This window comes from Limnohabitans sp. WS1 (assembly GCF_003063265.1).
GTDB lineage: Bacteria > Pseudomonadota > Gammaproteobacteria > Burkholderiales > Burkholderiaceae_C > Limnohabitans_A.
Window position 1 is genome coordinate 24,385 of record NZ_NERU01000008.1, and the last position, 26,418, is coordinate 50,802.

General features: G+C 60.0%; 26 protein-coding genes. 12 read left to right on the forward strand and 14 right to left on the reverse strand.

Annotated elements, in window-relative coordinates; all coding sequences use genetic code 11:
- Positions 1-24 precede the first annotated feature (24 nt).
- Both B9Z48_RS11390 and B9Z48_RS11395 read left to right on the forward strand, forming a co-directional pair.
- A complete protein-coding gene (locus tag B9Z48_RS11390; RefSeq protein WP_108378488.1) occupies positions 25-873 on the forward strand; it encodes a hypothetical protein in 849 nt (282 codons plus the stop codon).
- Positions 870-1,265, forward strand: coding sequence for a TfoX/Sxy family protein (locus tag B9Z48_RS11395; RefSeq protein ID WP_108378490.1), 396 nt, complete (start codon positions 870-872; stop codon positions 1,263-1,265). The genes B9Z48_RS11390 and B9Z48_RS11395 overlap by 4 nt, the downstream gene beginning before the upstream one ends.
- Before the next feature lie 48 nt (positions 1,266-1,313).
- Here B9Z48_RS11395 and B9Z48_RS11400 read toward each other — a convergent pair whose 3' ends face one another.
- Entirely contained in the window at positions 1,314-2,450 is a 1,137-nt protein-coding gene (locus B9Z48_RS11400; RefSeq protein WP_108378492.1) for an iron-containing alcohol dehydrogenase, read from the reverse strand.
- Positions 2,451-2,609: 159 nt separating this feature from the next.
- On the opposite strand from B9Z48_RS11400, the gene B9Z48_RS11405 reads away from it, so the two are divergent.
- Both B9Z48_RS11405 and B9Z48_RS11410 read left to right on the forward strand, forming a co-directional pair.
- A complete protein-coding gene (locus B9Z48_RS11405; protein WP_108378494.1) occupies positions 2,610-3,569 on the forward strand; it encodes an alpha/beta hydrolase in 960 nt (319 codons plus the stop codon).
- A 40-nt stretch (positions 3,570-3,609) separates the two neighbouring features.
- Positions 3,610-4,467, forward strand: a complete 858-nt coding sequence (locus B9Z48_RS11410) for a YbgC/FadM family acyl-CoA thioesterase (RefSeq protein WP_108378496.1) — start codon at positions 3,610-3,612, stop codon at positions 4,465-4,467.
- Positions 4,468-5,121: 654 nt separating this feature from the next.
- Here the strand turns inward: B9Z48_RS11410 and B9Z48_RS11415 are convergent.
- On the reverse strand, positions 5,122-6,078 hold the full coding sequence (locus tag B9Z48_RS11415; RefSeq protein ID WP_233261094.1) for a folate-binding protein YgfZ: 957 nt from the start codon (positions 6,076-6,078) through the stop codon (positions 5,122-5,124).
- Between the two features lie 72 nt (positions 6,079-6,150).
- Between B9Z48_RS11415 and mltG the strand changes: the two genes are divergently transcribed.
- From mltG to B9Z48_RS11440, 5 genes are all read left to right on the forward strand, one after another.
- A complete protein-coding gene (mltG, locus tag B9Z48_RS11420) occupies positions 6,151-7,152 on the forward strand; it encodes an endolytic transglycosylase MltG (protein ID WP_108378498.1) in 1,002 nt (333 codons plus the stop codon).
- Between the two features lie 80 nt (positions 7,153-7,232).
- Positions 7,233-7,874 carry a dTMP kinase gene (tmk, locus tag B9Z48_RS11425; protein ID WP_108378500.1) on the forward strand — a complete coding sequence of 214 codons (642 nt, stop codon included), beginning with the start codon at positions 7,233-7,235 and terminating at the stop codon, positions 7,872-7,874.
- Entirely contained in the window at positions 7,871-8,875 is a 1,005-nt protein-coding gene (locus B9Z48_RS11430; protein WP_108378502.1) for a DNA polymerase III subunit delta', read from the forward strand. Before tmk ends, B9Z48_RS11430 begins: the two co-directional genes overlap by 4 nt.
- A 5-nt stretch (positions 8,876-8,880) precedes the next feature.
- A complete protein-coding gene (locus B9Z48_RS11435; RefSeq protein WP_108378504.1) occupies positions 8,881-9,687 on the forward strand; it encodes a TatD family hydrolase in 807 nt (268 codons plus the stop codon).
- Positions 9,688-9,694: 7 nt separating this feature from the next.
- Positions 9,695-10,411: an ankyrin repeat domain-containing protein gene (locus B9Z48_RS11440; protein WP_089957712.1), complete on the forward strand. Its 717-nt coding sequence runs from the start codon at positions 9,695-9,697 to the stop codon at positions 10,409-10,411.
- Positions 10,412-10,654: 243 nt separating this feature from the next.
- Here B9Z48_RS11440 and B9Z48_RS11445 read toward each other — a convergent pair whose 3' ends face one another.
- The 4 genes from B9Z48_RS11445 to B9Z48_RS11460 form a co-directional block, all read right to left on the reverse strand.
- Entirely contained in the window at positions 10,655-13,135 is a 2,481-nt protein-coding gene (locus B9Z48_RS11445) for a penicillin acylase family protein (protein WP_108378674.1), read from the reverse strand.
- Between the two features lie 87 nt (positions 13,136-13,222).
- Positions 13,223-14,134 carry an LD-carboxypeptidase gene (locus B9Z48_RS11450; protein ID WP_108378506.1) on the reverse strand — a complete coding sequence of 304 codons (912 nt, stop codon included), beginning with the start codon at positions 14,132-14,134 and terminating at the stop codon, positions 13,223-13,225.
- Positions 14,135-14,205: 71 nt separating this feature from the next.
- Positions 14,206-15,579 carry a tRNA adenosine(34) deaminase TadA gene (tadA, locus tag B9Z48_RS11455; RefSeq protein WP_108378508.1) on the reverse strand — a complete coding sequence of 458 codons (1,374 nt, stop codon included), beginning with the start codon at positions 15,577-15,579 and terminating at the stop codon, positions 14,206-14,208.
- Between the two features lie 2 nt (positions 15,580-15,581).
- Positions 15,582-16,196, reverse strand: a complete 615-nt coding sequence (locus B9Z48_RS11460; protein WP_108378510.1) for an FMN-binding negative transcriptional regulator — start codon at positions 16,194-16,196, stop codon at positions 15,582-15,584.
- A 104-nt stretch (positions 16,197-16,300) separates the two neighbouring features.
- Here B9Z48_RS11460 and B9Z48_RS11465 point away from each other — a divergent pair, with 104 nt between their 5' ends.
- Both B9Z48_RS11465 and B9Z48_RS11470 read left to right on the forward strand, forming a co-directional pair.
- Positions 16,301-16,579 (forward strand): type II toxin-antitoxin system RelE/ParE family toxin, encoded by a 279-nt coding sequence (locus tag B9Z48_RS11465; RefSeq protein ID WP_108378512.1) that lies wholly within the window; start codon positions 16,301-16,303, stop codon positions 16,577-16,579.
- 11 nt (positions 16,580-16,590) lie between these two features.
- Positions 16,591-16,932 (forward strand): HigA family addiction module antitoxin, encoded by a 342-nt coding sequence (locus B9Z48_RS11470; protein ID WP_108378514.1) that lies wholly within the window; start codon positions 16,591-16,593, stop codon positions 16,930-16,932.
- 28 nt (positions 16,933-16,960) lie between these two features.
- Here B9Z48_RS11470 and guaA read toward each other — a convergent pair whose 3' ends face one another.
- The 5 genes from guaA to B9Z48_RS11495 form a co-directional block, all read right to left on the reverse strand.
- Positions 16,961-18,574, reverse strand: a complete 1,614-nt coding sequence (gene guaA, locus B9Z48_RS11475) for a glutamine-hydrolyzing GMP synthase (RefSeq protein WP_089957620.1) — start codon at positions 18,572-18,574, stop codon at positions 16,961-16,963.
- A gap of 70 nt (positions 18,575-18,644) precedes the next feature.
- Positions 18,645-20,114 carry an IMP dehydrogenase gene (gene guaB / locus B9Z48_RS11480; RefSeq protein WP_089957616.1) on the reverse strand — a complete coding sequence of 490 codons (1,470 nt, stop codon included), beginning with the start codon at positions 20,112-20,114 and terminating at the stop codon, positions 18,645-18,647.
- Positions 20,115-20,211: 97 nt separating this feature from the next.
- Positions 20,212-21,120 carry a class I SAM-dependent methyltransferase gene (locus tag B9Z48_RS11485; protein WP_089957612.1) on the reverse strand — a complete coding sequence of 303 codons (909 nt, stop codon included), beginning with the start codon at positions 21,118-21,120 and terminating at the stop codon, positions 20,212-20,214.
- 8 nt (positions 21,121-21,128) lie between these two features.
- A complete protein-coding gene (locus tag B9Z48_RS11490) occupies positions 21,129-21,497 on the reverse strand; it encodes an RnfH family protein (protein WP_108378516.1) in 369 nt (122 codons plus the stop codon).
- Positions 21,490-21,930, reverse strand: a complete 441-nt coding sequence (locus B9Z48_RS11495) for a type II toxin-antitoxin system RatA family toxin (RefSeq protein ID WP_089958006.1) — start codon at positions 21,928-21,930, stop codon at positions 21,490-21,492. The genes B9Z48_RS11490 and B9Z48_RS11495 overlap by 8 nt, the downstream gene beginning before the upstream one ends.
- 103 nt (positions 21,931-22,033) lie before the next feature.
- Here B9Z48_RS11495 and smpB point away from each other — a divergent pair, with 103 nt between their 5' ends.
- On the forward strand, positions 22,034-22,528 hold the full coding sequence (smpB, locus tag B9Z48_RS11500) for an SsrA-binding protein SmpB (RefSeq protein WP_089957606.1): 495 nt from the start codon (positions 22,034-22,036) through the stop codon (positions 22,526-22,528).
- Positions 22,529-22,626: 98 nt separating this feature from the next.
- On the opposite strand, the gene B9Z48_RS11505 is transcribed toward smpB, so the two are convergent.
- From B9Z48_RS11505 to typA, 3 genes are read right to left on the reverse strand one after another with little or no spacing between them, the layout of a single operon-like run.
- The gene (locus B9Z48_RS11505) at positions 22,627-23,709 is read right to left on the reverse strand and encodes an enoyl-CoA hydratase/isomerase family protein (protein ID WP_108378518.1); all 1,083 of its coding nucleotides are present in this window, start codon (positions 23,707-23,709) and stop codon (positions 22,627-22,629) included.
- Positions 23,702-24,586 (reverse strand): DMT family transporter, encoded by an 885-nt coding sequence (locus B9Z48_RS11510; RefSeq protein ID WP_089957600.1) that lies wholly within the window; start codon positions 24,584-24,586, stop codon positions 23,702-23,704. Before B9Z48_RS11510 ends, B9Z48_RS11505 begins: the two co-directional genes overlap by 8 nt.
- Before the next feature lie 14 nt (positions 24,587-24,600).
- Positions 24,601-26,418 carry a translational GTPase TypA gene (gene typA, locus B9Z48_RS11515; protein WP_089957597.1) on the reverse strand — a complete coding sequence of 606 codons (1,818 nt, stop codon included), beginning with the start codon at positions 26,416-26,418 and terminating at the stop codon, positions 24,601-24,603.

The following is a 26,418-nucleotide window of genomic DNA, read 5'->3' on the forward strand; positions in this document are numbered from 1 at the left end:
TTCACTTCAAAAGATCGGAAGAACATGAACTGGATACGCACACCCAGCTTGCTGCTGGCCACCGGTGTATTGGCCGCTTGCAGCACCCTGCCCAGCACCGGGCCTGCCGTCAGCGCTGCCCAGCCACCCGCCCAGACCGCCACGGCACCGCTGCGCAGCATGCTGTGGGTGGGCAACAGCTTTTTTTATTACAACAACTCCATGCACGGCCACCTGGGCCAATTGATGGCGGGCGCGGCCGACAATGGCAAGCGCAGTGTGCGCAATGTGTCGGCCACCATCAGCGGTTCGGGCATCAACTGGCACGATGTGGCGGCTTATTTCAAGCCCGGCGGCGTGTCGAGCTATTCGTTTGTGGGCGACAACGAGGTGCGTTTCAACACCTTTGACAAGCCGTTTGACGCGGTCATGATGATGGACTGCAGCCAGTGCCCCATCCACCCCAAGCTGCAGCCGGTTTTTCATGAATTTGCCAAAAAACACAGCGACACAGCCCGCAAACACGGGGCTGAGCCCATCCTGTTCATGTCGTGGGCCTATTCGGACAAGCCCGACATGACCGAGCCACTCGCGGCCGAATACACCAAGGTGGGCAAGGCCAACAACGCGCTGGTGGTGCCTGCCGGCCTGGCTTTTGCCGCATCCCAGGCCAAACGTCCGGACATCCCGCTCATCATTGGCGACAAGCGCCACCCGACCTTGCAGGGCACCTACCTGGGCGCCAGCACGGTGCTGGCTTCGGTGTTCAAAATCAACCCGATCGGCAGCAAGTACACGGCAGGTCTGCCCGCTGACGTGGCCGCGCACCTGCAAGCCGTGGCTTGGGAAACTGCCCAGAAGTACCACGCCGAGCACGGTCGAGGCAGCCTTTGAGTGAATTCATCGGCTTCGTTCAGGAGCTGCTGGAAAAGTGGGGCCAGGTCACCGCCCGCCGCATGTTTGGCGGGCATGGCCTGTACCACGAGGGCTTGATGTTCGCCATCGTCATGGACAACCGGCTGTACCTCAAGGCCGACGCGGTGAACCGGCCCGATTTTGAAGCGCTGAACTTGACGCCGTTCACCTTCCCCATGAAGGGCAAAGACGTGGCCCTGTCTTATTGGACGGCACCCGATGCAATTTTTGACGAGCCCGCCGAGGCCGTGCGCTGGGCACGGTCGGCTTGGGATGCCGCTTTGCGTGGGCATGTGGCCAAAGCGCAGACACGCGAGAGGGCCAAAAACCGGTTGAAAAAACGTCTTGAGCCCACACGCGCAGGGGGCTGACAGTCGCTCACAGCGGTGAGCGACTGCAATGACAAGACTTGTCTGGCCTCACAGGCTGGTCAGCAGCATGTCGCGGTATTCGTCCGCCGAGGCGATGCGCGGGTTGGTCTTGTGGCAATGGTCGGCCAGCGCTCCAGTGATGACGGCGTCAAACAGGCTTTCTGTCACGCCCATGGCACCCAAACCGGTGGGCAGGCCCAGACGGGCGTTCATGTCCTGGATGGCCGCAGGGATGTCGCTGCCGCTTTGCAAGCCCATGGCCTGGGCCATGCGGTTCAGGCGGTTTTCCTTTTGCACCGATTCGGCAGCCGCGTTGAACGTGACCACGGCGGGCAAAAACATGGCGTTCAAGGTGCCATGGTGCAGGCGCGGGTTCACACCACCCAGGCTGTGGCTCAAGCTGTGCACGCAGCCCAGCCCTTTCTGGAAGGCCATAGCGCCTTGCATGCTGGCGCTCATCATGTTCAGGCGCGCTTCGCGGTCTTGTCCATTGCGGGTGGCGCGTTCAATGTACGCCCAGGCGCGTTGCAGGCCGTCGAGCGCGATGCCGTCGGCAGGCGGGTTGAAGGGTGCGGCCATGAAAGTCTCCATGCAGTGCGCCACCGCGTCCATGCCGGTCGCAGCGGTGAGCATGGGCGGCAAACCCAAGGTGAGTTCGGGGTCACAAATGGCGGCTTTGGGCACGATGAACCAGCTGTGGAAACCCAACTTGCGACCATCGTCCAAGATCAAAATCGCGCCGCGTGCCACCTCGCTGCCGGTGCCGCTGGTGGTGGGCACGGCGATGATGGGGGCCACACGGTCGGTGATTTTCAGCGAGCCGCCTTCTATGGTTGCGTAGGTTTTGAGCGGTCCTTCGTGGCTCACGGCAATGGCCACGCCCTTGGCGCAGTCGATGGCCGAGCCGCCACCCACTGCGATCAGACCGTCGCATCCGTGGCTCTGGTACATGGCCGCAGCGGCGCGAACAGCCGCCTCGGTGGGGTTGGAGGGGGTTTGGTCAAACACGATGACAGGCAAGTCGGGCAAGGCGTCGAGCGCTTTTTGCAGCACACCTGCGGCCTTGACGCCCGCATCGGTCACGATGAGGGGTTTGCGGATGCCCACGCGCTCGCACTCGGCCTGCAGCAGCTTGACAGCGCCAAAGTCGATCTGGATTTGGGTGACGTAATTGATGAAGGACATGAGAGGCACTCCGGTGATGTGCTGAGGATGTTTGCGGCGGGGGTGACAGGCAGGGGCCCCGGCGCGTTGTACGATGCCATTCATTTTGATTCAGGAAGCCGTCCATTGTCAGCCGCAACGGCCCCGAGCCGTCACGTTGGCGATAGGACCCCGCCTTGCATGAGCAGCCACCACCTCAACCCCCGATCCTTGCTGAACCCGGCCACCCGCACCCTGATTGACCGCGTGGAGCGGGCAGGTCGTCCCCCCATGCACGCCATGACGGCCGTGCAGGCCCGTGCGTTTTACGACATCGGCGGCCCGATCCTGGACCTGCAGCCTGCGCCCCATTTGGACCGGGTGCAGGACCTCACCATCCCGGCCCGCGATGGCCACGCCTTGCCCGCCCGGCTTTATGCACTGCACAGCGACGCCGCCTTGCCCGTGCTGCTGTACCTGCACGGCGGCGGTTTCACGGTAGGGAGCCTCACCACACACGACGTGCTGTGTCGCCAGCTCAGCCGACAGGGCCACTGCGCCGTGGTGTCGCTGGACTATCGGCTCGCGCCCGAGCACCGATTCCCGACGGCCGTTCATGACGCCTGGGACGCCCTGAACTGGCTGCAGCAGCACGGCCAAACCTTGGGTCTGGACAGCTCGCGCCTGGCCATAGGCGGTGACAGCGCTGGCGGCACTTTGTCTGCCGTGTGCGCGCTGATGGCCCGCGATGCGGGTCTGAAACTCGCGTTGCAGCTGCTGTTCTACCCGGGCTGCGGCTCCCAACAAGACACGGCTTCGCACCACACTTTTGGCCAAGGCTTCATGCTCGACAAGGACACCATCGCCTGGTTTTTTGACGGCTACATCGACGCCCAACACCGTCAAGATTGGCGCTTTGCCCCCGGCAATGCCCCCGACCACAGTGGCCTGGCCCCGTGCTGGATGGGCCTGGCCGAATGCGACCCACTGGTGGACGAGGGCGTGCGCTACGCCGACACGCTGCGCATGGCGGGCGTGCCGGTTGATCTGGAGATTTACAAAGGCGTGATCCATGGTTTTGTCACCATGGGCCGCGCCATTCCCGATGCCCTGCAAGCGCATGCCGATGCTGGCCGGGCCTTAAAAACCGCTTTTTTGTAGGAGCGGCGCCCCCGCCGCGATAGCCCTCATAAGGAACAAGATGAAACGCCAAGACTTCCGTTTTTCTCACCGCATGCGCGTGCGCTGGGTCGAGGTGGACATGCAAAAGATCGTCTTCAACGGTCATTACCTCATGTACTTCGACACCGCCGTGACCGACTATTGGCGTAATCTGGCCATGCCTTACGCCGACACCATGCACCAACTGGGCGGGGACATGTTTGTCAAAAAGGCCAGCCTCGAGTACCACGCCAGCGCCGAGATGGACGATTTTCTGGACGTGTGCATGCGCTGCGAACGCGTGGGCAACTCCTCCATGACCTTTGTGGGCGCGATTTTTCGGGGTGATGAATTGCTGATCACCAGCGAGCTGGTCTATGTGTACGCAGACCCGGTGGCCAAAAAGAGCCAGCCCGTCCCGGCCCCCTTGCGCGACATGCTCGAAGGCTTTGAGCGCAGCGAAGACATGGTGCAGGTGCATCTGGGCTCTTGGCACGACTTTCAAAAGCTGGCCAGCCCACTGCGCACCGAAGTGTTTGTGCATGAGCAAAAAGTTCCGGCCGAGCTGGAATGGGACCATGAAGACGACACCGCCTTGCACGCGGTGGCCCTGAACCGCATGGGCTTTTGCCTGGCCACAGGCCGCCTGATTCAACATGCGCCCGGTGTGTCCCGCATTGGTCGCATGGCGGTCAAAAAGCAGATGCGCGGCAGCGACCTGGGCCGCCGCGTGCTGCATGCCCTGATGGACGCGGCAAAGCACCGGGGCGATACCCAGGTGATCCTGCACGCCCAATGCAGCGCCGAAGGTTTTTACAAGCGCTCAGGATTTGAGCCGCATGGCGCGGTATTTGAAGAAGCGGGCATTGCGCACATCGAGATGGTTCGCCAGCTGTAGTGTTTGCGGTCACAGCCTTGCCTGTGGGCCTGGTCTGCGAGGCTTATCGCGACGAGGGCGTCGCTCCTACGGGGGACAAGGCATGCCGTGCATCGCGTGTGCGGGTGCCAGGCATGTTGTAGGAGTCCCGCCCTCTGGGCGATGGGTCGTGGCCTGCGAGGCTTATCGCGACGAGGGCATCGCTCCTACGGGGGACAAGGCATGCCGTGCATCGCGTGTGCGGGTGCCATGCATGTTGCAGGAGCCCCGCCCTCGGGGAGATGGGTTTTGGCCTGCGAGGCTTATCGCGACGAGGGCATCGCTCCTACGGGGGACAAGGCACGCCGTGCATCGCGTGTGTGGGTGCCAGGCATGTTGTAGGAGCCCCGCCCTCGGGGCGATGGGTTTTGGCCTGCGAGGCTTATCGCGACGAGGGCGTCGCTCCTACGGGGGACAAGGCATGCCGTGCTTCGCGTGTGCGGGTGCCAGGCATGTTGTAGGAGCCCCGCCCTCGGGGCGATGGGTCGTGGCCTGCGAGGCTTATCGCGACGAGGGCGTCGCTCCTACGGGGGACAAGGCACGCCATTTGAGGGTGTTGCTCCCGCAGTGATGCCGCTCTCGTCGTGAAAGGGTCATGCAACGGCGATGAGGGCCCGCTCAGACTCTGATCAACCCTCAAATATCGGCCAGCAAGGTGTAGGGCAAGGGCAGCAACCCCAAGGCGGTGCCGTCTGCTCCGCCAACTTGCCACCCCGTCTGCTGGCTCTCGGTGGTGCCACTGACCAGTGCGTCAAAACCTTGGCCGTCTGGTCGCGCAGCACTCAGCACCACGGTGGCGCAAGGCTGCTCGGGGTCGGTGGGGGTGAACACGTCCTGCCCGGCCGTCAGGGCCACCGGGCTGTGCACCAGCGCTGTGCGGCGCTTCAAGGTACCGCGAAATTGGCTGCGGGCCACGACCTCTTGCCCGGGGTAGCAGCCTTTTTTGAAGTTGACGCCACCCACCGATTCGTAATTCATCATCTGTGGCACGAAGGCTTCGAACACAGGATGACTGACCAGCGTCACGCCGCTCATGACCTCGGCCCAAGACCAAACATCGGTGGGCACATCGGCACCTGCAGGCAGCGCGTGGCCCGCCGGGGCGATCCACAAAGCGCGGGGAATTTTGGTGTCGCCCAACACAGCGGGATAAAGCGCCACCGTGTGCGCCCTATCCTGAGCCAGGGTCTGCCAAGGCGCGGCACCGCCCACCTCAGCCCGGGCGCTGTCGCCCAGCAAACCACGAAACTGCCACTGCCCCGTGGCGTCGCTCATTTTGACTTTGGCCCGCAGCACAAACATGGACAGGCGTTTGAGGGTCTGGGCCAGCAAGTCGAGGCTCAAGACCAGCAGCACGGTGTCGGGCGCAGTTTTGACCAGAATGAAGCTGGCCTGCATGCGCCCCTTGGCCGAGCAAAAAGCCGCCAGTCGAGCTTGGCCCACGGGCAAGAGCAGCACGTCGTTGCTCAGCTGGTTGTGCAAGAAGTTCGCCGCGTCTTCGCCCTGCGCCTGGATCACGCCCAAGTGGGGCAGGGCGCTGGTGCCATTCAAAACGGTGTTCATGGGTGGGCTCAATTCTGGGCGGGTGTTCATGGGGTGACTCGGTCCGGGGGGCAAGGCCTGAATTATCATGCCCTCCACGTTTTCAACACCCGAACAAAGGACATGGCCGTGCTCAAAGGCTTGATGAAGTTACTGCTCAGTGTGATGTTGCTCGCCCTGGGACTGGCTGCGGCGGGCTTTTGGTGGCTGAATCAGCCCATGGACACCCGCCAAGCCACTCTGGACTTGTCGATTGAGCCCGGCACTTCGCCCAAGTCCATCGCCCAAGCGGTGGTGGACGCCGGGGCGCAAACGTCGCCCACGCTCTTGTATGCGTGGTTTCGCGTCTCGGGCCAATCGCGCCAGATGCGGGCGGGCAGTTACGAAATGGCGCCCGGCACCACGCCTGTGCGCCTCTTGAACATGCTGGTGCGGGGCGAAGAAAGCCTGCGCACGGTGACGATTGTCGAAGGCTGGAACTGGCGACAAGTGCGCCAGGCCTTGGCCAAGGCCGAGAACCTCAAGCCGGACAGCCGCGCTTTGGCCGACGACGCCTTGATGGCGCAATTGGGCCGCCCCGGTGTGGCCCCTGAAGGGCGTTTTTACCCGGACACTTATTCCTACGCCAAGGGGGCGAGCGATCTGGCGGTCTTGCAGCGCGCCATGAAGGCCATGGACAAGCATGTACAGCAGGCTTGGGCGCTGCGGCAGCCCGATGCGTCGCTCAAGTCGCCCGAAGAAGCCTTGATCTTGGCCAGCATTGTCGAAAAGGAAACAGGCAAGGTTCAAGACCGGGCGCAGATTTCAGGGGTTTTCAACAACCGCCTGCGCATTGGCATGCGTTTGCAGACCGACCCGACGGTGATTTATGGCCTGGGCGAAGCCTTTGATGGCAACTTGCGCCGTGTGCACCTGACAAGCGACACACCTTGGAACACTTACACCCGCGCCGGTCTGCCACCCACGCCCATTGCCATGCCCGGCAAGTCGGCGCTTTTGGCTGCTGTGCAACCGGCCAAAACGGCCGCCATCTACTTTGTGGCCAAGGGCGACGGCAGCAGCCATTTCAGTGCCACCCTCGACGAGCACAACCGGGCTGTGAACCGTTACCAGCGCGGGAAGTGAGCTCTGTGGGCCTTGGGGACAGTTCGCCCCCACCGCTTACACCGTCATCGGCGACAATCGACGATCAACTCCAGACGCTCATGACACACGGCACATTCATCAGTTTTGAAGGCATCGACGGTGCGGGCAAGTCCACGCACATCGCCGGTGTGGCCGAGATTTTTCGGCAGGCGGGCAGGGCGGTGGTGCTGACCCGCGAGCCCGGCGGCACGCCACTGTCTGAAAAGCTGCGCGAGCTGGTGCTGCACGAGCCCATGGACCCGCTGACCGAGGCGCTGTTGATGTTTGCGGCTCGCCGTGAGCACTTGGTGCAGGTGATCGAGCCAGCACTGGCTCGGGGCGATGTGGTTTTGTGCGACCGGTTCACCGACGCCACCTTCGCCTACCAAGGCGGTGGGCGGGGCTTTGATTGGCAGGTGTTGGGTCAGCTGGAGCGCATGGTGCAGGCCTTGCCAGACGGCACTTTGCGCCAACCAGACTTGACCGTTTGGTTCGACTTGGACCCTTTGATTGCGGCTGAACGCCTGGCTTCGGCCCGAGTGCCGGACAAGTTTGAGTCTCAACCGGCTGACTTTTTTGCCGCAGTGCGGGCTGGTTACGCCCGCCGCCAAGCCGAGATGCCCAGTCGTTTTGCCCGCATCGACGCTGCGCAAGTCATGGAAGCCGTGGGTGCTGATGTCTTGTACGCCCTGAGTGATTGGCTCAAGAGGAGGGCCGCATGAGCGCCGTTTTGAACGCCCCCTGGATCGCCCGCCAAGCGACTGATCTGCTCGCCCAGCGGGGCCACGCCTGGCTGCTGCAAGGCCCGTCGGGCCTGGGCCAGTACGAGTTGGCTTTGGCCTTGGCTTCGGCTTGGTTATGCGAAAAACCCACCGTGCAGGGCGCTTGCGGCGACTGCCCCAGCTGCCACGCGATTGCTGTGCACACCCATGCCGACCTGGCCGTGTTGATGCCCGAGACGGTGATGATCGAGCTGGGCTGGCCTTTGCCTGAAAAAGCCCAGGATGAGATCGACAAGAAAACTCGCAAGCCCAGCAAAGAGATCCGCGTCGACGCGATGCGTGACGCGGTGGAGTTTTCGCAGCGCACCGACGCACGCGGGCGCGGCAAGGCGGTGCTGGTGTTTCCGGCCGAGCGCATGAACACCATCACAGCCAACGCGCTGCTCAAAACCCTGGAAGAGCCGCCCGGCGACGTACGCTTCGTGCTGGCCACCGAGGCCAGCCACATGCTGCTGCCCACCATCCGAAGCCGCTGCTTGGCCCACACCATGAAGTGGCCCGAAGCCGATGAGGCGCTGCCCTGGCTCACGGGGCAAGGCGTGCCAGAGGCTGTGGCGCAAGACTTGCTGCGCAGTGCGGGCGGGCGTCCGGCCGATGTATTGCGTCAGGCTGAAGCCGGTTTGTCGCCCGATTGGTGGGCGCATTTGCCCAAAGCCATGCGCCAGGGCGATGCCCGGCACCTGGCCGAATTGAGTCCTGCGCAGGCCATTGACGCCTTGCAAAAGCTTTGCCACGACTTGGTGCTGCGCCAATCGGGGGCGGTACCGAGGTTTTTTGAAGTGACGCACTTGCCCGCCAGCGCGGCGTCTGTGGCGGTGCTGACCGACTGGTTCAAGCGCCTGATGCAATCTGCCCGCACGGCCGAACACCCTTTCAACGCCGGTCTGATGCTCGAAGCCCTGACCGCCGATGCCCAACAAACCCTGATGTCCAAGGGCTGATTCACATGTACACCGATTCCCATTGCCACCTGAATTTTCCCGAGCTGATGAGCCAGCTTGACAGCATCCAGCAGTCCATGCTGGATGCCCAAGTGACCCGCGCCATGGTGATTTGCACCACCATGGAAAAGTTTGACGAAGTCCACAACTTGGCATTGGCCAACGACAACATGTGGGCCACCGTGGGTGTGCACCCCGACAACGAAGGCGTGCAGGAGCCCAGCCTGCAGGATCTGCTGGACGGTGCCGCCCGCCCCAAAGTGGTGGCGATTGGCGAGACCGGGCTGGATTATTACCAAATGGACGAGCGCAAAGGCGGGCGCACCGTGGCCGACCTGGAATGGCAGCGCGAGCGATTTCGCACCCACATCCGCGCCGCGCGCCAGACGGCTTTGCCTTTGGTCATCCACACCCGGCAGGCTTCAGACGACACCATTGCCATCTTGAAAGAAGAGGGTGAAACGGGGGGGGCAGGGTGTGCGGGCGGCGTATTCCATTGCTTCACCGAAAGCCAGCAAGTGGCCCGGGCCGCTTTGGACTTGGGTTTTTACATCTCGTTTTCAGGTATCCTGACCTTCAAAACAGCGGCCGATTTGCGTGAGGTGGCCAAGTTTGTGCCCGATGACCGCTTGCTCATCGAGACCGATAGCCCTTATTTGGCGCCTGTGCCATATCGCGGCAAGACCAACAACCCATCTTATGTGCCTTACGTGGCCAAGTTATTGGGAGAGTTGCGAGGATGCACATCCGAGTCCATTGGTGAGTTGACCACGCATAATTTTTTAAGTCTTTTTTCAAAAACAGCCGCTTAAAAAAACCATGTTTCATGTTCAAGGCCTTCAAAAACTGATCGTTTTCATTGCTTTGTCTCTGGGTTTGAGCACCGCATCTGCGGGGTCTTATGAGGATTTTTTCGATGCGCTCAAAGCCGACGATGTGACCGTGGTCCGGTCCTTGTTGCAACGGGGATTTGATCCAAATACGGTGAACCCTCAGGGTGTGCCCGCGTTGATGATGGCCGTTCTGATCCCTTCCCTTCAAGTGGCTGAGTTGTTGGTGCGATCTCCGCAAATACGCGTGGAGGTGCGCAATGCAAAAGACGAAAGTGTTTTGATGCTGGCGGCCATCAAAGGCTATTTGCCCTTGGTTCAACAATTGGTGGCCAAAGATGCCGACGTGAACAAAACGGGTTGGACACCTTTGCATTACGCCGCTTCTGGAGGACACGTGGCGGTGATGTCGTTTTTGCTGGACCACAGTGCGTACATCGACGCCGAATCGCCCAATGGAACGACGCCGCTGATGATGGCCGCCAGGTATGGCAGCCCTGAAGCGGTCAAACTGTTGATTCAGGAAGGCGCTGACCCCACCTTGTCCAATCAGTTGGGATTGACCGCCAAGGATTTTGCGGTTCAGGGTCGTCGCCAAAATTCCATCGAATTGATGGATGCCGGTTTGGCCAGGTGGGCTGCACGTCAAAAATCCACCACTGTGCCTGTCCAGCCCAATCGCTGGCCATCAGCGTTGCCAAGATAGTCATTCTGTGGATGTTCAATGCGTCGTTGTCATGCACATCCAACACATGCTGTTAATTTCGTACAATCAATATTATGTAAAGTTGAAGACTTGGTTTGACCAGACTGGGTTCACCAGCTTGGTTTGATCACCTTGGAATCTACTGCACCCCATGATGTTGCCTAAAACTCTGGCTGGCATCAAAAACACTGGGGCACAAAGACCTGCCAAAGCACAAAGATCAATGCAGGACAGAGCAGTTGCTCAAGGTGTCAGCAACAAGCGATGAACAGCGTTACTTTTTTGTTGCAAAAGCCGGTAATTGCCTGAGGCCCAAGCGGCAGCCATGTCGCGGCTTCTTGGATCGAAAGCATGTCCAGATTGACCGGTCTGGTAGATGAAAACCGATTGATCGGCATCGGCCAGGTCATAAACCGTCCGCATCGAAGCCGCATGGCGGTTGGCAAAAGGCTCTTTCGGGTCATTGGCCCAGTATTGGCCCACGTTCACCGTGAACAGATCTCCTGCGCTTTCCGTGCGGACATCAAAAATGGCATTGAGGTACGGCACTTTGCCAAACGGTTTGTGACTGCTGATGGCTGGATGCCATGCGCCCCAGCGCCATGCACGCATGTCGGTGCCTTGCTGGTCTGCTATGCGGACCAGTGCGCGGTCAAGTGCCAAAGACACTTGTGCTGGACAGCCCGCCGCGCCACACCAAAAAGCGTCTGAGCGCTTGAGAATGCCTTCCACTGCGGCGCGAAAATGGCGTTTGCCATACAAGGCCTGAAAGCGTTCGGCTCCCAAATGGGGCACCAGCAAACCGCGTGTCAACTCATCGGCCCAAACGTTGAACACCAAGGCAGGCGCACTTTGGGCGTGCATTTGGCCATCAAAAGTGGCCAGCATTTTCAGCGCCTGATCGCCCAGCGCATGCTGAGGCTTGGCACTTAGCAATGTGGGCAACAGCGCTTTGGCACCCAAAGAGGTGACGTCGTTTTGAATGGCTTGCAGGCTTTCTCGGCTGTGCTTGGGGCTGGCGGCGAGCAGCTGCTCAATGCGCTCAAACCGCTCGGGCGTGGTCCAGTCGCCGCCTACAAAATGGGCATATCCGGGCGGCAAAATATTCTGGTTGGCAGTGGCATGCCAGCCTTTGGCTTCGATGGCCTGGTGGCCCAATGCCGGGTTTTGCTCGGCAGGCAGCCAGCCGGTCCAATCATATTGAGGCATCCAGCCTGGCGCAGGAGCGACACCTCGGATGTCATTTTCCGGCGAGCGCGTGGGGAGTTTCCCAACAGCCTGGTAGGCCACTTCGCCCAAGGTGTCAGCCATGACCACGCTTTGCATGGGGGCATGGTTGTGAATGAAGGCTTTTTTCAACTCGGGCACGGTTTGCGCCCAATTGGTCAGCATGCCCGCTTCCACCGTCTTGTTGTCTTCGGTCAACGCTGACCAGCGCAGGCTGATGGCATAACGCTGGGCATCGATTAGGCCTTTGTATTGCGCTTGAACATCGCTGATGACAGGGCCGTGGCGCGTGCTGCGCACTTGGAGGGTCACATCGCCCTGCCCTTTGACGCGGATGGTTTCGGCGCGTTCCTCAAACGCCGCCCAGCCGGTGGGCGTGCGGTATTGGCCGGGTTGGGTTGCGTCCAGCTGTTCGAGGTACAGGTCTTGAACGTCCGGCCCCGTGTTGGTAAAGCCCCAGGCCACACCTTGGGTTCGGCCCAACACCACAAAAGGCAAACCGGGCAAAGTGGCTCCAATCACATCCAGCGCGGGGTGTTGATGACCGCCGGGCAATTCACCTGCAGGCGCTTTCAGGTGTGCAAAATACCAGATGGCCGGAGAACTCAAGGCCAAGTGAGGATCGTTGGCCAGCAGGGGTTTGCCACTGACGGTGTGGCTGCCAGGAACCACCCAATTGTTGCTGCCTTTGCCTTCCAGAATGCCGACATCGCGCACCCAGTCAGCCGACCATTGGGCCAGTGCGTTGGGCGCTGCTGTGAAAGGGAAGGCCTTGGTTTGGCCCTTGGGCGAATACACGCCCAATTGAGCGTACAGGGCAGGCAGGTCCACTGTGGTGGCCGGTTTTTCACCAGGATACGGCGGAAGGAGTTGCCAAAGTTGTTCGTGGTTGAGCACTTTCGAGGCGGATAAGCGGGCGAACTCTTGGCCCCAGTTTCCCCCCAGATCAAGGGCCATCATCAGCGCCCACCCCAGGCTGTCTTCGGGCGACCAGGCCTGTCCTTTGGGCCCGCCAGCTTGTGTACCCAGCAACTTAAATTCGGGTGAAGGCCGCACAGCACCGCTGAGCCAAGCGTTTTGGATGCCCTCGCTGTAAGCCTGCAACGCAGCTTGTGTTGCGGGCGACAAGCCCTGCAGCTGCTTTTGCGCCATGCCGATGATGCCCAAGGTGCGCATGAGCTTGTCGGTGTCCAGCGTGGCTGCACCCAGAATTTCAGACAATTCGCCACGCATCAGGCGGCGGTTGAATTCGAGCTGCCAGCCGCGCTCTTGCGCATGGACAAAGCCCAGACCGCGCCACGTATCCAGAGCACTGGCCCCTTCGATGCGGGTCACATCCGATGAATCCCGGCTGATCTTGACCGGCGCCTTCAAACCTTGAAGTTTCACCTGACCATCGAGTTTGGGCATGCTGCGCAACAGCTGCACACTGACCAGGCCCCCGGCGCTCAATGCAGCCACGAGGCCAAGCAAAGCCAAGCGTCCAAACCATTTCATGTGAGTCTCCTGTTTTGATTGTCTTTGGCCATGGCTTTTGATGGCACCAGTGACCAAGATGAAGCCGTGGAATCTGAAAAAACGGGCTTAAATGTGGCCCCAAACCATCAACGCGTCACGCCCTTCGGTGACAAGGTCAACCTTGGCACCCACGGGCAGCAACACCTTGGTCTCGACATGGCCAAAGGGCAGGCCCGTGAGCACAGGCGCTTTGATCTGGCTGCGCAGCCAGTCCACCACAGTGGCCAGCTTGAAGCCTTTGTCGTGCGCGGGCACCAGTTTGTAGTTGCTGAACTGCCCCATCAGCACCGCCTTTTGCTGGGCCAAAACGCCTGAATGCAAGAGCTGAGTGAGCATGCGCTCAACCCGGTAAGGGTGTTCGCCCACGTCTTCGAGGAACAACACGCCGCCTTGGATTGGCAGGAAATACGGCGTGCCCAGCAAAGAGGTCAGCACGGTCAGATTGCCGCCCCACAGCGGCGCGTCTTTCACCACCACGCGGCGCTCGGCCTCGGCCTTGGGCAGTTGCCAGCCCGTGCCCTCCCCTTGCTCCAGCAGCAGGTCGTCAAAGCAGGCTTGCATGATGTCGTCGGGTTCTTGTACGGGGCCAAAGTCTTCGCCCAGAGCCGGGCCCTGCCAGCTGATGCGCCCCGTCTTGGCCAACACCGCTTGGTTGAAGGCCGTGAAATCGCTCAGGCCCACAAACTGCATGCCGCCATCAATGGCTTTGACGATCTGTTTATAGGGCAAGGCGGGCAGGATGCGCGTGAGGCCGTAGCCGCCACGCGAGATGAGGGCCACGTTGGCCCCACTGGCCGTCGCGCGGGTGATGGCCGCAATGCGTGTGGCGTCGTCGCCCGCAAAACGCATGTGGCTGGCCAGCGCCGCCTCGTCGACTTCCACCTCGTGGCCTTGGGCTTTCAGGCGCTTCACGCCCCGGCGAAAAGCCGCTTTGTCGCGCACGGCGCTGGAGGGGGAAAAAATGTAGATGTGGGCCATGTTTTTATCGTTGAGAGGGGGCCGATGTCATGCTGTGGCTTGGCTCGGCAGCCCCCTGTAAAGCGGAGGAATCAGGGCTTGAAGTGTCGCACAGCCGCCTCGGCAATCGCCCTGCCCTGTTCCTGCACAAAATGACCCGCATCGGGCAGGCGCATCGGCTCGGGACAGCCCAAAATCCGGCTTTGCAAATCGCGCATCACGGGCTCGCCCAGCACCGGGTCTTGCTGGCCGATGGCCATGAAAGTTTGGCCTTGCCAGTCATCGCGCCAAAACGCCTGCGCTTGTCGAGAGATGGCCGCACCCGGCGAATCGGCAAACTCCGGCACCATGGGTGGAAAAGCCCTGAGCGCGGCGCGAAAGCCTTTGTCCGGGAACGGTGCGTTGTAAGCCGCGGTCTCTTGTGGCGTCATGCCAGGGTTGCCGCGTTTGAACAATTTGCCCACATCAAACAGCGGCTGGCTCTGGCACCAGTCGCGCCAGGCCAAAAAGCCTGCGCTCAAGGGGGCCTCGCCCGTGGCCAGGGTGGTGTTCATGACCAAAAGACCCTTGTACCGTTCGGGTGCAGCCATGGGCAAGGTCAGGCCCAAAATGCCGCCCCAGTCTTGCACCACCAGCACCACGCGCTGTAAATCCAGCCGCTCGATCAAATCGAGCAACGACTGGCGGTGGATTTCAAACTGGTGAAAATTGTCCTTCTTGGGCTTGTCGCTCTTGCCAAAGCCGATCAGGTCGGGCGCCACCACGCGGTGCCCTGCCGCCAGCCAGACCGGGATCATCTTGCGGTAAAGGAAACTCCAGGCCGGGTTGCCGTGCAGGCACAGCCAGGTCAGCGGCGCATGTGGGTCGCCTTCGTCCAAGTAATGCATGCGCAAGCCCGCGATGCTGGGCAGGTCGTTCACATAGTGTGGCTGCCAGGGGTAGTCGGGCAAATCAGCAAACGCGGCATCGGGGGTGCGCAGCGCGTCTTCTCTGAGTGGTTGGGTGTTCATTCTTTTGGGCCTGAAAAAATCCTTGAGCAGACTGCCGCACTCATCGGCCAGCACGCCGCCCGTTACCTGCGTCTGGTGGTTCAGCTGCGTGTGGCTAAACAGGTCGAGCACCGAGCCCGCCACGCCCGTTCGTGGGTCTGCTGCGCCAAACACCACCCGATCCACACGGGCGTGCAGCATCGCGCCGCTGCACATGGCGCAGGGCTCCAGCGTCACATACAGGGTGCAGCCGTCGAGCCGGTAATTGCCCAACACCCGGGCCGCCTCGCGCAGTGCCACCACCTCGGCGTGGGCTGTGGGGTCGTGGCTGGCAATCGGGGCGTTGCGGCCTGTGGCGATGACTTGTCCCTGCTTGACGACCACCGCACCCACCGGCACCTCGCCTGCTGATGCGGCCAGCCGGGCTTGTTCCAGGGCCAGTGCCATCCAGTGGGCGTCCTGGTTTGGTGCGGTCACGATCAAGGCACCATGCCCAGACGCTGCATCCACTGCGCCAGGGCTTGCTCTTGTTCGCTGCCCGCGGCATAGGCCGCGTGCATGGCTGCGTGCGCCTCGGGGCGATGCTGGTTGATCTTGACCTTGGTTTTGATGTCCAGAATTTTCAATTCAAACGCCACAATGCCGTTCAGCATGCCGTGGGCATAACTCTCGGGCAGCCCACGCCATTGGTCGGCGTAAGCGGGCTCGTGGTCGGCAATCATTTGTTTGAGCATGGCGTCTTTGGCATCGTCGCCATCCAACATTCGGGCTTCGACCCGGGCATGCACCGCCAGGTAAGTCCAGGTCGGCACACGCAACAAATCGGGGTAAACGGCTGGAGACATGTAGGCCTGTGGCCCCATGAAAGTCACCAGAGCTTGCGGCCGCTCTTGCAGAAATTTGGCATGCGGATTGGACCGCGCACAGTGGCCCAGCAGCGCCACCGGCTGGCCGCCCTCCTCGATCAGCTTGAGCGGCAAATGCGTGACAAAAGGAAAGCCGTCACCGTCGGTGGAGACCAGACTGGCGAACGGGTGCTCGCGCATGATGGCCGCAGCGTGTTGGGGGTGATTGAATTGTGGAGGCAGGTACATGGCAATGAATGTACCAAACCCGGGCAAGAGATCAGCGACTCACCCCTCACTTGGAGCCGCAAATTCCCTTGGCGTTTAACGTCAGGCGTTATATGATGCGCGGAATGATCGAATCGTTTCGCTGCAAAGACGCATCGGCCTTGTTTTCAGGCCAACCGGTTGCACGTTTCGTCAACATCCGAACCGTTGCAGAACGCAAACTGGCCATGTTGCATCGATCGGTACGGCTGGATGACTTGCGAATCCCGCCGAACAACCGGCTCGAAGCGCTCAAGGGCCATCGAACGGGTCAATACAGCATCCGCATCAATGACCAGTGGCGAATTTGCTTTCGCTTTGAAAGCGGCCATGCGTTCGATGTCGAGATCGTGGATTACCACTGAAAGGAATTGCCATGAAAGTTGAAGAAGCCGCCCCGAGTTACCTCGTTCCCGTGAACGGGATGCGCCCCATTCATCCCGGCGAAGTGCTGCGCGAAGAGTTTTTAGCACCCTACCAACTCACGGCACACGCCCTGTCCATGGCGCTGCAAGTGCCCGCTCCGCGCATCAACGACATCGTGCGCGAAAAACGCGCCATCACCGTGGACACCGCGCTGCGCCTGGCCAAGTTTTTTGGCAACAGCGCCGAATTCTGGATGGGCCTCCAAACCGACTTTGACATGGCCGTGGCTCGCCAGTCGATGCAGGATACGTTGGACAGGATTCGGGAATTTCAGCCTGCTCAAGCCAAATAAAACAAAGGCACCCTGAGGTGCCTTTTGTTCACTCCCACTCGATCGTCGCCGGTGGTTTTGAACTCACGTCGTAAGTCACCCGGTTGATACCGCGCACTTCGTTGATGATGCGGCCTGACACTTTCTTAAGCAGCGCATAAGGCAACTCAGCCCAGTCGGCAGTCATGAAGTCGCTGGTCTGCACGGCACGCAGGGCCACAACGTAGTCGTAGGTGCGACCGTCGCCCATCACGCCCACGCTCTTCACGGGCAAGAACACGGTAAAGGCTTGGCTGGTCAGGTCGTACCAGGTCTTGCCCGATTCGTCGGTGAAGTTGCGCAGCTCTTCGATGAAGATCGCGTCCGCACGGCGCAGCAGGTCGGCGTATTCTTTTTTGACTTCGCCCAGAATGCGCACACCCAAACCTGGGCCTGGGAAGGGGTGGCGGTAAACCATCTCGCGGGGCAAGCCCAGCGCCACGCCCAGTTCACGCACTTCGTCTTTGAACAGTTCGCGCAAAGGCTCCAGCAGTTTCAGGCCCAGTTGCTCGGGCAAACCGCCCACGTTGTGGTGGCTCTTGATGGTCACGGCTTTCTTGCTCTTGGCACCGCCGGACTCGATCACGTCGGGGTAAATCGTGCCTTGGGCCAGGAACGTCGCGCCTTTGTGGCCGCCGTCGCCCGCCTTGAGTTTGGCGGCCTGCTCTTTGAACACGTCCACAAACAAGCCGCCAATGATCTTGCGCTTGGCTTCGGGCTCGCTCACGCCCGCCAACTTGCCCAGGAACAAGTCGCTGGCATCAACGCGGATGACCTTCGCGTGCAACTTGCCCACGAACATCTCCATGACCATGTCGCCTTCATTCAGGCGCAGCAGGCCGTGGTCCACAAACACGCAGGTCAGCTTGTCGCCGATGGCGCGGTGGATCAGTGCGGCGGCTACGGAGGAATCAACGCCGCCGGACAAGCCGAGAATGACCTCTTCGTCACCGACCTGCTCGCGGATCTTGGCGACGGCTTCTTCGATGTAGTTGCCCATGATCCAGTCGGGGCTGGCCTTGCAAATGTCCAGCACGAAACGGTTGAGCAGCGCTTGGCCCTGCACGGTGTGCGTGACTTCGGGGTGGAACTGCACCGCGTAAAAATGGCGCGATTCATCGGCCATGCCCGCAATCGGGCAAGCAGGAGTCGAGGCCATGACCTTGAAGCCTTCGGGCATTTGGGTGACCTTGTCGCCGTGGCTCATCCAAACCTTGAGCATGCCGTGGCCTTCGGCCGTAGCAAAGTCTTCGATGCCTTTGAGCAGTTCGGTGTGGCCGTGGGCGCGGACTTCGGCGTAGCCAAATTCGCGGGTGGTGCCCGCTTCGACCTTGCCGCCCAGCTGCTCGGCCATGGTTTGCATGCCGTAGCAAATGCCCAAGACGGGGATGCCCAACTCAAAAACGGCATCCGGCGCACGGTCATCGACTTCGTACACGCTGGCGTGTGAACCCGACAAGATGATGCCTTTGAGATTGCCGTCTTGGGCATACTCCCGCACCCAGTCGCTGCTCACGTCGCAGGGGTGCACTTCGCAAAACACATGCGCTTCGCGCACACGGCGGGCAATGAGCTGGGTGACTTGCGAGCCGAAGTCGAGGATCAGGATTTTGGAGTGCTGCATGGCAGGCGTCGTTCTTTGAGAAATGAAAAGGCGTCTGGGGTGCAGACGCCTTGGTGATCAAGTACAGATTTTACTCAGCCCGGTAGTTCGGGGCTTCCTTGGTGATCTGCACGTCATGGACATGGCTTTCACGGATGCCCGCAGCGGTGATTTCGACAAACTGCGATTCGTTGTGCATGGCCTCGATGGTCGCGCAGCCGCAGTAACCCATGCTGGCCCGCAAGCCACCCGCCATTTGGTAAATGATGGCCACGACCGAGCCTTTGTAGGGCACGCGGCCTTCGATGCCTTCGGGCACCAGTTTGTCGGCATTGGGGTTGCCAGTGCTGGACTCCTGGAAGTAGCGGTCGGCACTGCCTTGCTGCATGGCGCCAATCGAGCCCATACCGCGATAACTCTTGTAGCTTCGGCCTTGGAACAAAATCACTTCGCCTGGCGCTTCTTCGGTGCCCGCGAACATGCCGCCCATCATCACCGTGCCCGCACCTGCGGCGATGGCCTTGGCAATGTCACCGCTGTAGCGGATACCGCCGTCAGCGATCAGGGGCACGCCCGTGCCTTTGAGGGCCGTGGCCACACTGTCCACCGCCATGATTTGCGGCACGCCCACGCCCGCCACGATGCGGGTGGTGCAAATCGATCCGGGGCCGATGCCGACCTTGACACCGTCCGCGCCCGCTTCGACCAAGGCCAAAGCCGCTGCGCCGGTGGCGATGTTGCCGCCAATGACTTCGATGTGCGGGTAGTTTTGCTTGACCCAGCGCACGCGGTCGAGCACGCCTTTGCTGTGGCCGTGTGCGGTGTCCACCACGATGGCGTCCACGCCTGCACGGGACAGCGCCTCCACGCGTTCTTCGGTGCCCTCACCCACACCCACGGCCGCGCCCACACGCAATTTGCCTGCGGCGTCGCGTGCTGCATTGGGAAAGTTCAGCTGTTTGGTGATGTCTTTGACGGTGATCAGGCCTTTGAGTTCAAAGGCGTCGTTGATGACCAGCAATCGTTCGAGTTTGTGTTTGTTGAGCAGATGTTTGGCCTGCTCGGGGGTGGTGCCTTCGGGCACGGTGATCAGGCGTTCGCGCGGCGTCATGATCTCGCTGACTTTTTGGTCGTAGCGGGTTTCAAAGCGCAAGTCGCGGCCAGTCACAATGCCCACCACTTGGCGACCGTCACAAACGGGAAAGCCCGATACGCCCAGTTCATCGCTCAAGGCCATGACCTGGCGCACGGTGGTGTCGGGTGTGATCACGACCGGGTCGCGCAACACGCCCGATTCGTAGCGCTTGACCTTGGCCACTTGGGCCGCTTGCTCTTGCGCAGTGAGGTTTTTGTGCACGATGCCAATGCCGCCTTCTTGGGCAATGGCGATGGCCAAGCGCGCTTCGGTGACGGTGTCCATGGCAGCGGACACCAGGGGCAGGTTCAGGCGGATGTTGCGGGTGAATTGCGTCGCAAGGGACGTGTCCTTGGGCAGGACTTGGGAGTAAGCGGGGACGAGGAGAACGTCGTCAAAAGTCAGGGCTTTACCGAGTAGGCGCATAAGCTAAGGCTCCAAAAAATCGATTGTACCCGCGCGAGCCAAGGGATTTCCCTGACTGTGCGGCTGAATTCGGCGTTTTTTCGAGCCTGGGTTCAGCTCAGGCGTTCTGGTAATGCAGCACTTTGAGAGACTTTTCCGGGTCAATGTCGGCAAAAACCTCAGGGTTATCCAAACGCTCGACAAAGCGCAAGTTGGGCGCAGCTTGGGCAACTTGGCTGTGTAAAAACTGCGTGTCCAACTCGGGCGCGTTCAGGCACAGCAAAACATGGCCCTGTGGCTCAAGCAATTCGGGCAGGCGACGGATCAACTTGACGTAATCCTTGGTGGCAATGAAGCTGCCCTTTTGGTAACTGGGCGGGTCGATCACGATCACACCGTAAGGCCCCATTTTTTTGATCTTCCCCCAAGTCTTGAAGATGTCATGGCCCAAAAAACGGGCTTTGGCAGGCAAGTTGTTCAAGCGATGGTTTTGCTGTCCGACAGACAACGCAGCTTGGCTCATGTCGACATTGACCACCTGCGCTGCACCGCCTTGCAAAGCGACGACCGAAAACGCGCAAGTGTAGGCAAACAAATTCAAGATGTTTTCGTGCTTGGCGTGGTTCTTCAGCCATTCGCGCCCCTTGGCCATGTCCAAAAACAGGCCATGGTTTTGTCCACGCATCACATGCACCAAATACTGTGCATCCTGCTCTGTCACCACATGTGTTTCAGGCACGCTGCCCGACATGAGGCGAGTTTCGGCTTGCCCTGTCGCGCGGCATTGAAAAACCCAATTCAAAGGCTGATCGGGAGCCAAGGTCTGCCAACGTTGCGCCAAGGCGTCGTGGCAGCATGCCAATTCGTGATCGCTGACCGCTTTGAAGCTGGTCAAGACCCAAACGGGTGCAAACCAGTCCAGCGTCCACTGTTCACAGTCTGGAAACAAGCCGCCACGGCCATGAAAAACGCGTTGCGCATGTGGGGTGTTGTGGCTTTGGGCAATGGCATTCAAGAGGGCTTGCATGTGCGCTTTCAATAACCCGCAGCCACGCCGCTTTTGCGGTTGGCAAACAGTCCAGTCCGACCTTTGCCTTGCCGTTTGAAGCGTTGACGTCGGGCCACTTTGGGGTCAACTTGAAGGTCACGGTACAGCTCGATGCGGTCGCCTGCCTCAATGGTCTGATCCCAAGACACTTTTCGCCCCCATATGCCAGGCTGCAAAAAAGGCAAACGAGCCTTGGCCTCGTCGTTCAGTGAGGGTAAATTGACGGTCATCAATTGGGCCAACACCGATTGAACCGAGCAAGCAGCAGGCACGCTCAGGGGGTGCTCAATCACTTGCCGGGGCAGCAAACTCCAGCACACCAGAACTTGCACGCACGGCGCAGGTGCGTCACTCATACACCGCCTCGGCACGTTTGACAAAGGCATCGACCAAGCTGGCGGCTATCTTGTCAAAAACCGGGCCGACCAGTGCAGCCAACGTGGAGCTGGAAAAGCCGTACTGCAAATCCAGTTCGACTTTGCAGGCTCGCTGTGTGCCATCGCCCACGGGGCTGAAACGCCAGACACCACTGAGATTGGAAAACGGCCCTTTGACCAAATTCATGCCCACAGAACGGCCCGCCTCGTGCGTGTTGCGTGTGGTGAAACTTTGCTTGATGCCGCCCAGGCTGATGCCGACTTCGGCCAACATGCCTTGGTCATCGGTTTCGAGTACCCGTGCTTGGTCGCACCATGGCAAAAACTCGGGGTAACGTGCCACATCGGTGACCAGGCGAAACATTTCATCGGGGCTGAACCAGATGAGGACGGACTTGTGGATATTCTTCATACAATGCTCGGAGTGCGTGGATTGTAGTTTTTTCATCCCGCCGATTTGCTTGCGAGCTTGCTGCAATCCCTTGCGAACGGCCTTGCGGCCCCATCTGTTGACCATGGCCACACCCAAAAAGTCCCCTTCTGCCCCTGTTTTTGCCAAAATCGCCGAGAACAAAAAAGCGTCTTTTGACTATTTTTTTGAAGAGCGCTACGAGGCCGGCATGGTGCTGGAGGGCTGGGAAGTCAAGGCCATTCGCGAAGGCAAGGTGCAGCTCACAGACGGTTATGTGGTGATCCGCAATGGCGAATTGTTCATCATCGGCTGCTTGATCAACCCGCTCAAAACCGCATCCACCCACATCAACCCCGAGGCCGCACGCACGCGCAAATTGCTGCTGAACAAGGAAGAGATCAAGCGGCTGATCGGCAAGATCGAGCAAAAAGGTTACACCCTCGTGCCGATCAATTTGCACTGGAAATCAGGCAAGGTGAAATGCGACATCGCGCTGGCTAAGGGCAAGGCCGAGCACGACAAACGCGACACCATCAAGGACCGTGAAGGCAAGCGCGAAGTCGAACGTGCCATGAAAAGCCGCCACCGCGACCGTTGAGACTCGCATCCCAAGATTTTGCTTGACGGTCTGAGGCTTGAGCCCCGAAACAGGGGCCATGCACAAATTGTCGGGGCTGAAAGCACCGACCTGCAAAATCAACTCAAGTCGCGCAATGGGTGGTGGTCGGAGGGCCAAGGGCTGACAAAAAACCGCGCCGCTTCAGACAGATCCACATCTTCCACACGGGCCGGTTTCCATTGTGGGTGATGGTCCTTGTCGACGGCCAAGGCGCGGATGCCTTCCACTGTCTCGCTGTCGGCCACGGGCCGCAGGTGAAAACAGTGGTGAACCATGTCCCGCTCCATGCGCAGGTCATCGGCCAAACTCATTTGGCGGGCCCGGCGAATTTGCTGAAGCACCACATGCAACATCAAGGGGGATCGATGCCGCAAGGTGTCGGCCGTTTTCTGGCTCCATTCATCGGATGCCGATTCCAACCGGGTCAACATGTCGGCGATGGTAGGCAAACCAAACACGTCGTCAATTTGAGGCTGAGGGGTGAGCTTTTCGGGCGTCAACGCACCTGCTTGGGCCAAGACCCAGCGCTCCACCGATTCGGCATTTTCAAAGGGGCTGCTGATCAAGGTTTGCCAGATGGGCTCGAGCATGCCGCTGGGCAGCGCGATGTCGGCCAATTTGGCGGCCACGGCTTGTGCGCCATTGAGCATTTGGCCCGTCAGGCCCAGGTACTCGCCCAGACGGCCAGGGCAACGGCTGAGGAAATAACCGCCGCCCACATCCGGAAACAATCCGATGTGGGTTTCAGGCATGGCCATCTTGGTGCGCTCGGTGACCACTCGCACGCTGGCACCCTGACTGATGCCCATGCCGCCCCCCATGACAATGCCATCCATGAAGGCAATGTAGGGCTTGTTGTAGGTGTGAATCAGGTGGTTGAGGCGGTACTCTTCGGTGAAGAAATCACCCAATGACGCATCGCCTGCCGTGGCTGCTTGGTGAAAAAACCGGATGTCGCCACCTGCACAAAATGAACCAAAAGGCCCTTCTTTGCCAGTGCCGCGCACCGCCACAGCCAAGACTTGCGGATTGACTTTCCAGTCGAGCAATGCCTGGGTGATGGACCGCACCATATCAAGGTACAGGGCATTCAGTGCCTTAGGCCGGTTGAGGGTGATGCAGCCGATACGGCCTTCAATTTGTGCAATGACATCAGACATTGTTTTGTCTCCAACCTAACCATTGGTTCATGAGCAAAGCCCCCAAAACCAGGGACCCGCCCAACAATACGCTCATTTGCGGGGCTTCGTTGGCCCCCCACCATGCCAAGGCAATGCCAAAGACGATTTCCAGCAAGCAAAGCAAGGACGCTTCAGGGGCTTTGAGTACGCGAACACAAACGACCGAGACAACGCAGGGAATGGCCAACTGAAACAATCCCAGCATCGCCAACAAAGACACATCATGGACCGACGCCTGGAAAGGCATGGCCAAAGGCAAAGTGAGCAGCGTTGAGAACAGGGCCCCCAGCAACACCGAAGGGACCAAATCCAGGCTGTGCCCCTCGTTTTGGCTCTTTTGTGCCAGTGTCCACTGAACGGCACCGGCAATGGGTACACACAAGGCGACCAAAGACCCGATCAGGAAGTTGGGGTCACCTAAACTGAGCTGCGAACCATACATCCATCCAATGCCCACGCCAGCCAGCACAATGGCCACCCAAGTGCGCAAGGGCAATTGATGGCGCAAAAAAACCCGGGTGAACAAGGCCGTGAGCAAGGGCCCGGCAGCCATGGTGATCAGCACATTGGCCACGGCGGTCAAGGTCAAGGCCACCATGAAGGCGGTGAACATGACACTCCAGCAAAGGCCAGAAAGCCAGAAGTATCGGTTGCGCCAAGGCACTCGAGCCCAGACGCCCCAGCCCTGCCAAACAGGCAGGATGATCAGCAAAGACACCACCGTGAAGAAGCTTCGCCAGAAGGTCACTTCAAAGCTTCGGGCCTCTTCCAAGTGCCGTGTCACCACACCTGCGATGGACCACAAGGCGGTGCAGCCCACCATGGTCCAGACAGCCAAGCTGTGACTCATGCGCATGATCGATCAGCCGATCACTTGTTGCGCTTGCGGTCGCTTTCCTTGAGGAAGCGCTTGCGCAGTCGCACGCTCTTGGGCGTGATCTCGACCAACTCGTCGTCCTCGATGAACTCGACGCCGTATTCCAGTGTCAGGTCGATCGGAGGTGTGATCTTGATCGCGTCTTCCTTGCCGGACACGCGGAAGTTGGTCAGCTGCTTGGTACGTGTAGCGTTGACCACCAGGTCGTTGTCACGGCTGTGGATGCCCACAATCATGCCTTCGTACACGGGATCGTTCGCCTTGACGAACATGCGACCGCGGTCGTCCAGCTTGCCCAGGGCGTAGGTGAAAATTTCACCGTCGTCCATGGAGATCAACACACCGTTTTTACGGCCACCAATGTCACCCTTGTGCGGCTCGTAGCTGTCGAAGATGTTCGAAATCAGGCCGGAACCACGGGTCAAGTTCAGAAATTCGTTGGTGAAACCGATCAAACCACGGGCTGGAATGCGGTATTCCAAACGGACACGACCACGGCCGTCGGGCTCCATGTTGACCAGTTCGCCCTTGCGCTCGCCCAAGGCTTGCATTACGCCCCCCTGGTGGGTTTCTTCGATGTCGGCTGTGACCAGCTCGATGGGCTCATGACGCTCACCGTTGATGTCACGGAACACCACGCGAGGCTTGGAAACCGCCATCTCGTAGCCTTCGCGGCGCATGTTTTCCAGCAAGATGGTCAGGTGCAATTCACCACGGCCCATGACTTCAAAGATACCTTCTTCATCGGTTTCCTTGACGCGCAAAGCCACGTTGTGTTGCAACTCTTTTTGCAGACGGTCCCAGATTTGGCGGCTGGTGACGAACTTGCCTTCACGACCGGCCAATGGCGAGGTGTTCACGCAGAAGTTCATGGTCAGCGTGGGCTCATCCACTTTCAGCATGGGCAAAGGTGCTGGGTTGGCGTTGTCGGTCACAGTGACGCCAATGTTCAGGTCGGCAATGCCGTTGATCAAAACGATGTCACCAGGACCGGCTTCGGTCACTTGTACACGGTCCAAACCTTGGAACTTCAGCACCTGGTTGACGCGGCCTTTGATGGCTTTTCCGTCTGGGCCTTCCATGACGACCACATCCATTTGCGGCTTGATCGTGCCTTGGCTGATGCGGCCCACGCCGATGCGGCCAACGAAAGTCGAGAAGTCGAGGGCAGAAATTTGCAGCTGCAAAGGTGCTGCAGGATCCCCCTTTTGCGGTGGAACGTGTTTCAGCACAGTGTTGAACAATGCCGACATGTCGGGGCCCCACTGCTCACCTGGCGCGCCCTCTTCGAGCGATGTCCAGCCGTTGATACCGGAGGCGTACACCACGGGGAAGTCCAGCTGCTCGTCGTTCGCACCGAGTTTGTCAAACAGGTCAAATGCGGCGTTCACCACTTTGTCAGGGTTGGCACCGGGCTTGTCAACCTTGTTCACCACGACGATGGGCTTGAGGCCCAAGGCCAAAGCTTTCTTGGTCACGAAACGGGTCTGAGGCATGGGGCCTTCTTGGGCATCGATCAACAAGACCACACCATCGACCATGGACAAAGCGCGTTCGACTTCGCCACCGAAGTCCGCGTGACCGGGGGTGTCCACGATGTTGATGTGGGTGCCTTCCCAGCTCACAGCGCAGTTTTTGGCCAAAATGGTGATGCCGCGCTCACGTTCGATGGCATTGTTGTCCATCACGGTGTCCACGATTTTTTCGTGATCGGCAAAGGTACCAGACTGACGCAGCAGTTGGTCCACCATGGTGGTTTTACCGTGGTCAACGTGCGCGATGATGGCGATGTTGCGAATTTGCTTGCTCAT

Excerpts from the sequence above, each read along its gene's own strand:
- B9Z48_RS11415 (WP_233261094.1), bottom strand. The coding sequence starts at position 6,078 with ATGAACACCCGCCCAGAATTGAGCCCACCCATGAACACCGTTTTGAAT.
- B9Z48_RS11405 (WP_108378494.1), top strand. The coding sequence starts at position 2,610 with ATGAGCAGCCACCACCTCAACCCCCGATCCTTGCTGAACCCGGCCACC.
- B9Z48_RS11450 (WP_108378506.1), bottom strand. The coding sequence starts at position 14,134 with ATGGCCCACATCTACATTTTTTCCCCCTCCAGCGCCGTGCGCGACAAA.
- B9Z48_RS11510 (WP_089957600.1), bottom strand. The coding sequence starts at position 24,586 with ATGCGCATGAGTCACAGCTTGGCTGTCTGGACCATGGTGGGCTGCACC.
- smpB (WP_089957606.1), top strand. The coding sequence starts at position 22,034 with ATGGCCACACCCAAAAAGTCCCCTTCTGCCCCTGTTTTTGCCAAAATC.
- B9Z48_RS11470 (WP_108378514.1), top strand. The coding sequence starts at position 16,591 with ATGAAAGTTGAAGAAGCCGCCCCGAGTTACCTCGTTCCCGTGAACGGG.
- B9Z48_RS11495 (WP_089958006.1), bottom strand. The coding sequence starts at position 21,930 with ATGAAGAATATCCACAAGTCCGTCCTCATCTGGTTCAGCCCCGATGAA.
- guaB (WP_089957616.1), bottom strand. The coding sequence starts at position 20,114 with ATGCGCCTACTCGGTAAAGCCCTGACTTTTGACGACGTTCTCCTCGTC.
- B9Z48_RS11490 (WP_108378516.1), bottom strand. The coding sequence starts at position 21,497 with ATGAGTGACGCACCTGCGCCGTGCGTGCAAGTTCTGGTGTGCTGGAGT.
- B9Z48_RS11400 (WP_108378492.1), bottom strand. The coding sequence starts at position 2,450 with ATGTCCTTCATCAATTACGTCACCCAAATCCAGATCGACTTTGGCGCT.
- B9Z48_RS11390 (WP_108378488.1), top strand. The coding sequence starts at position 25 with ATGAACTGGATACGCACACCCAGCTTGCTGCTGGCCACCGGTGTATTG.
- B9Z48_RS11465 (WP_108378512.1), top strand. The coding sequence starts at position 16,301 with ATGATCGAATCGTTTCGCTGCAAAGACGCATCGGCCTTGTTTTCAGGC.
- mltG (WP_108378498.1), top strand. The coding sequence starts at position 6,151 with ATGGCCGTGCTCAAAGGCTTGATGAAGTTACTGCTCAGTGTGATGTTG.
- B9Z48_RS11460 (WP_108378510.1), bottom strand. The coding sequence starts at position 16,196 with ATGTACCTGCCTCCACAATTCAATCACCCCCAACACGCTGCGGCCATC.
- B9Z48_RS11430 (WP_108378502.1), top strand. The coding sequence starts at position 7,871 with ATGAGCGCCGTTTTGAACGCCCCCTGGATCGCCCGCCAAGCGACTGAT.
- B9Z48_RS11485 (WP_089957612.1), bottom strand. The coding sequence starts at position 21,120 with ATGCAAGCCCTCTTGAATGCCATTGCCCAAAGCCACAACACCCCACAT.
- guaA (WP_089957620.1), bottom strand. The coding sequence starts at position 18,574 with ATGCAGCACTCCAAAATCCTGATCCTCGACTTCGGCTCGCAAGTCACC.
- B9Z48_RS11445 (WP_108378674.1), bottom strand. The coding sequence starts at position 13,135 with ATGAAATGGTTTGGACGCTTGGCTTTGCTTGGCCTCGTGGCTGCATTG.
- tmk (WP_108378500.1), top strand. The coding sequence starts at position 7,233 with ATGACACACGGCACATTCATCAGTTTTGAAGGCATCGACGGTGCGGGC.
- B9Z48_RS11435 (WP_108378504.1), top strand. The coding sequence starts at position 8,881 with ATGTACACCGATTCCCATTGCCACCTGAATTTTCCCGAGCTGATGAGC.
- typA (WP_089957597.1), bottom strand. The coding sequence starts at position 26,418 with ATGAGCAAGCAAATTCGCAACATCGCCATCATCGCGCACGTTGACCAC.
- B9Z48_RS11440 (WP_089957712.1), top strand. The coding sequence starts at position 9,695 with ATGTTTCATGTTCAAGGCCTTCAAAAACTGATCGTTTTCATTGCTTTG.
- B9Z48_RS11410 (WP_108378496.1), top strand. The coding sequence starts at position 3,610 with ATGAAACGCCAAGACTTCCGTTTTTCTCACCGCATGCGCGTGCGCTGG.
- B9Z48_RS11505 (WP_108378518.1), bottom strand. The coding sequence starts at position 23,709 with ATGTCTGATGTCATTGCACAAATTGAAGGCCGTATCGGCTGCATCACC.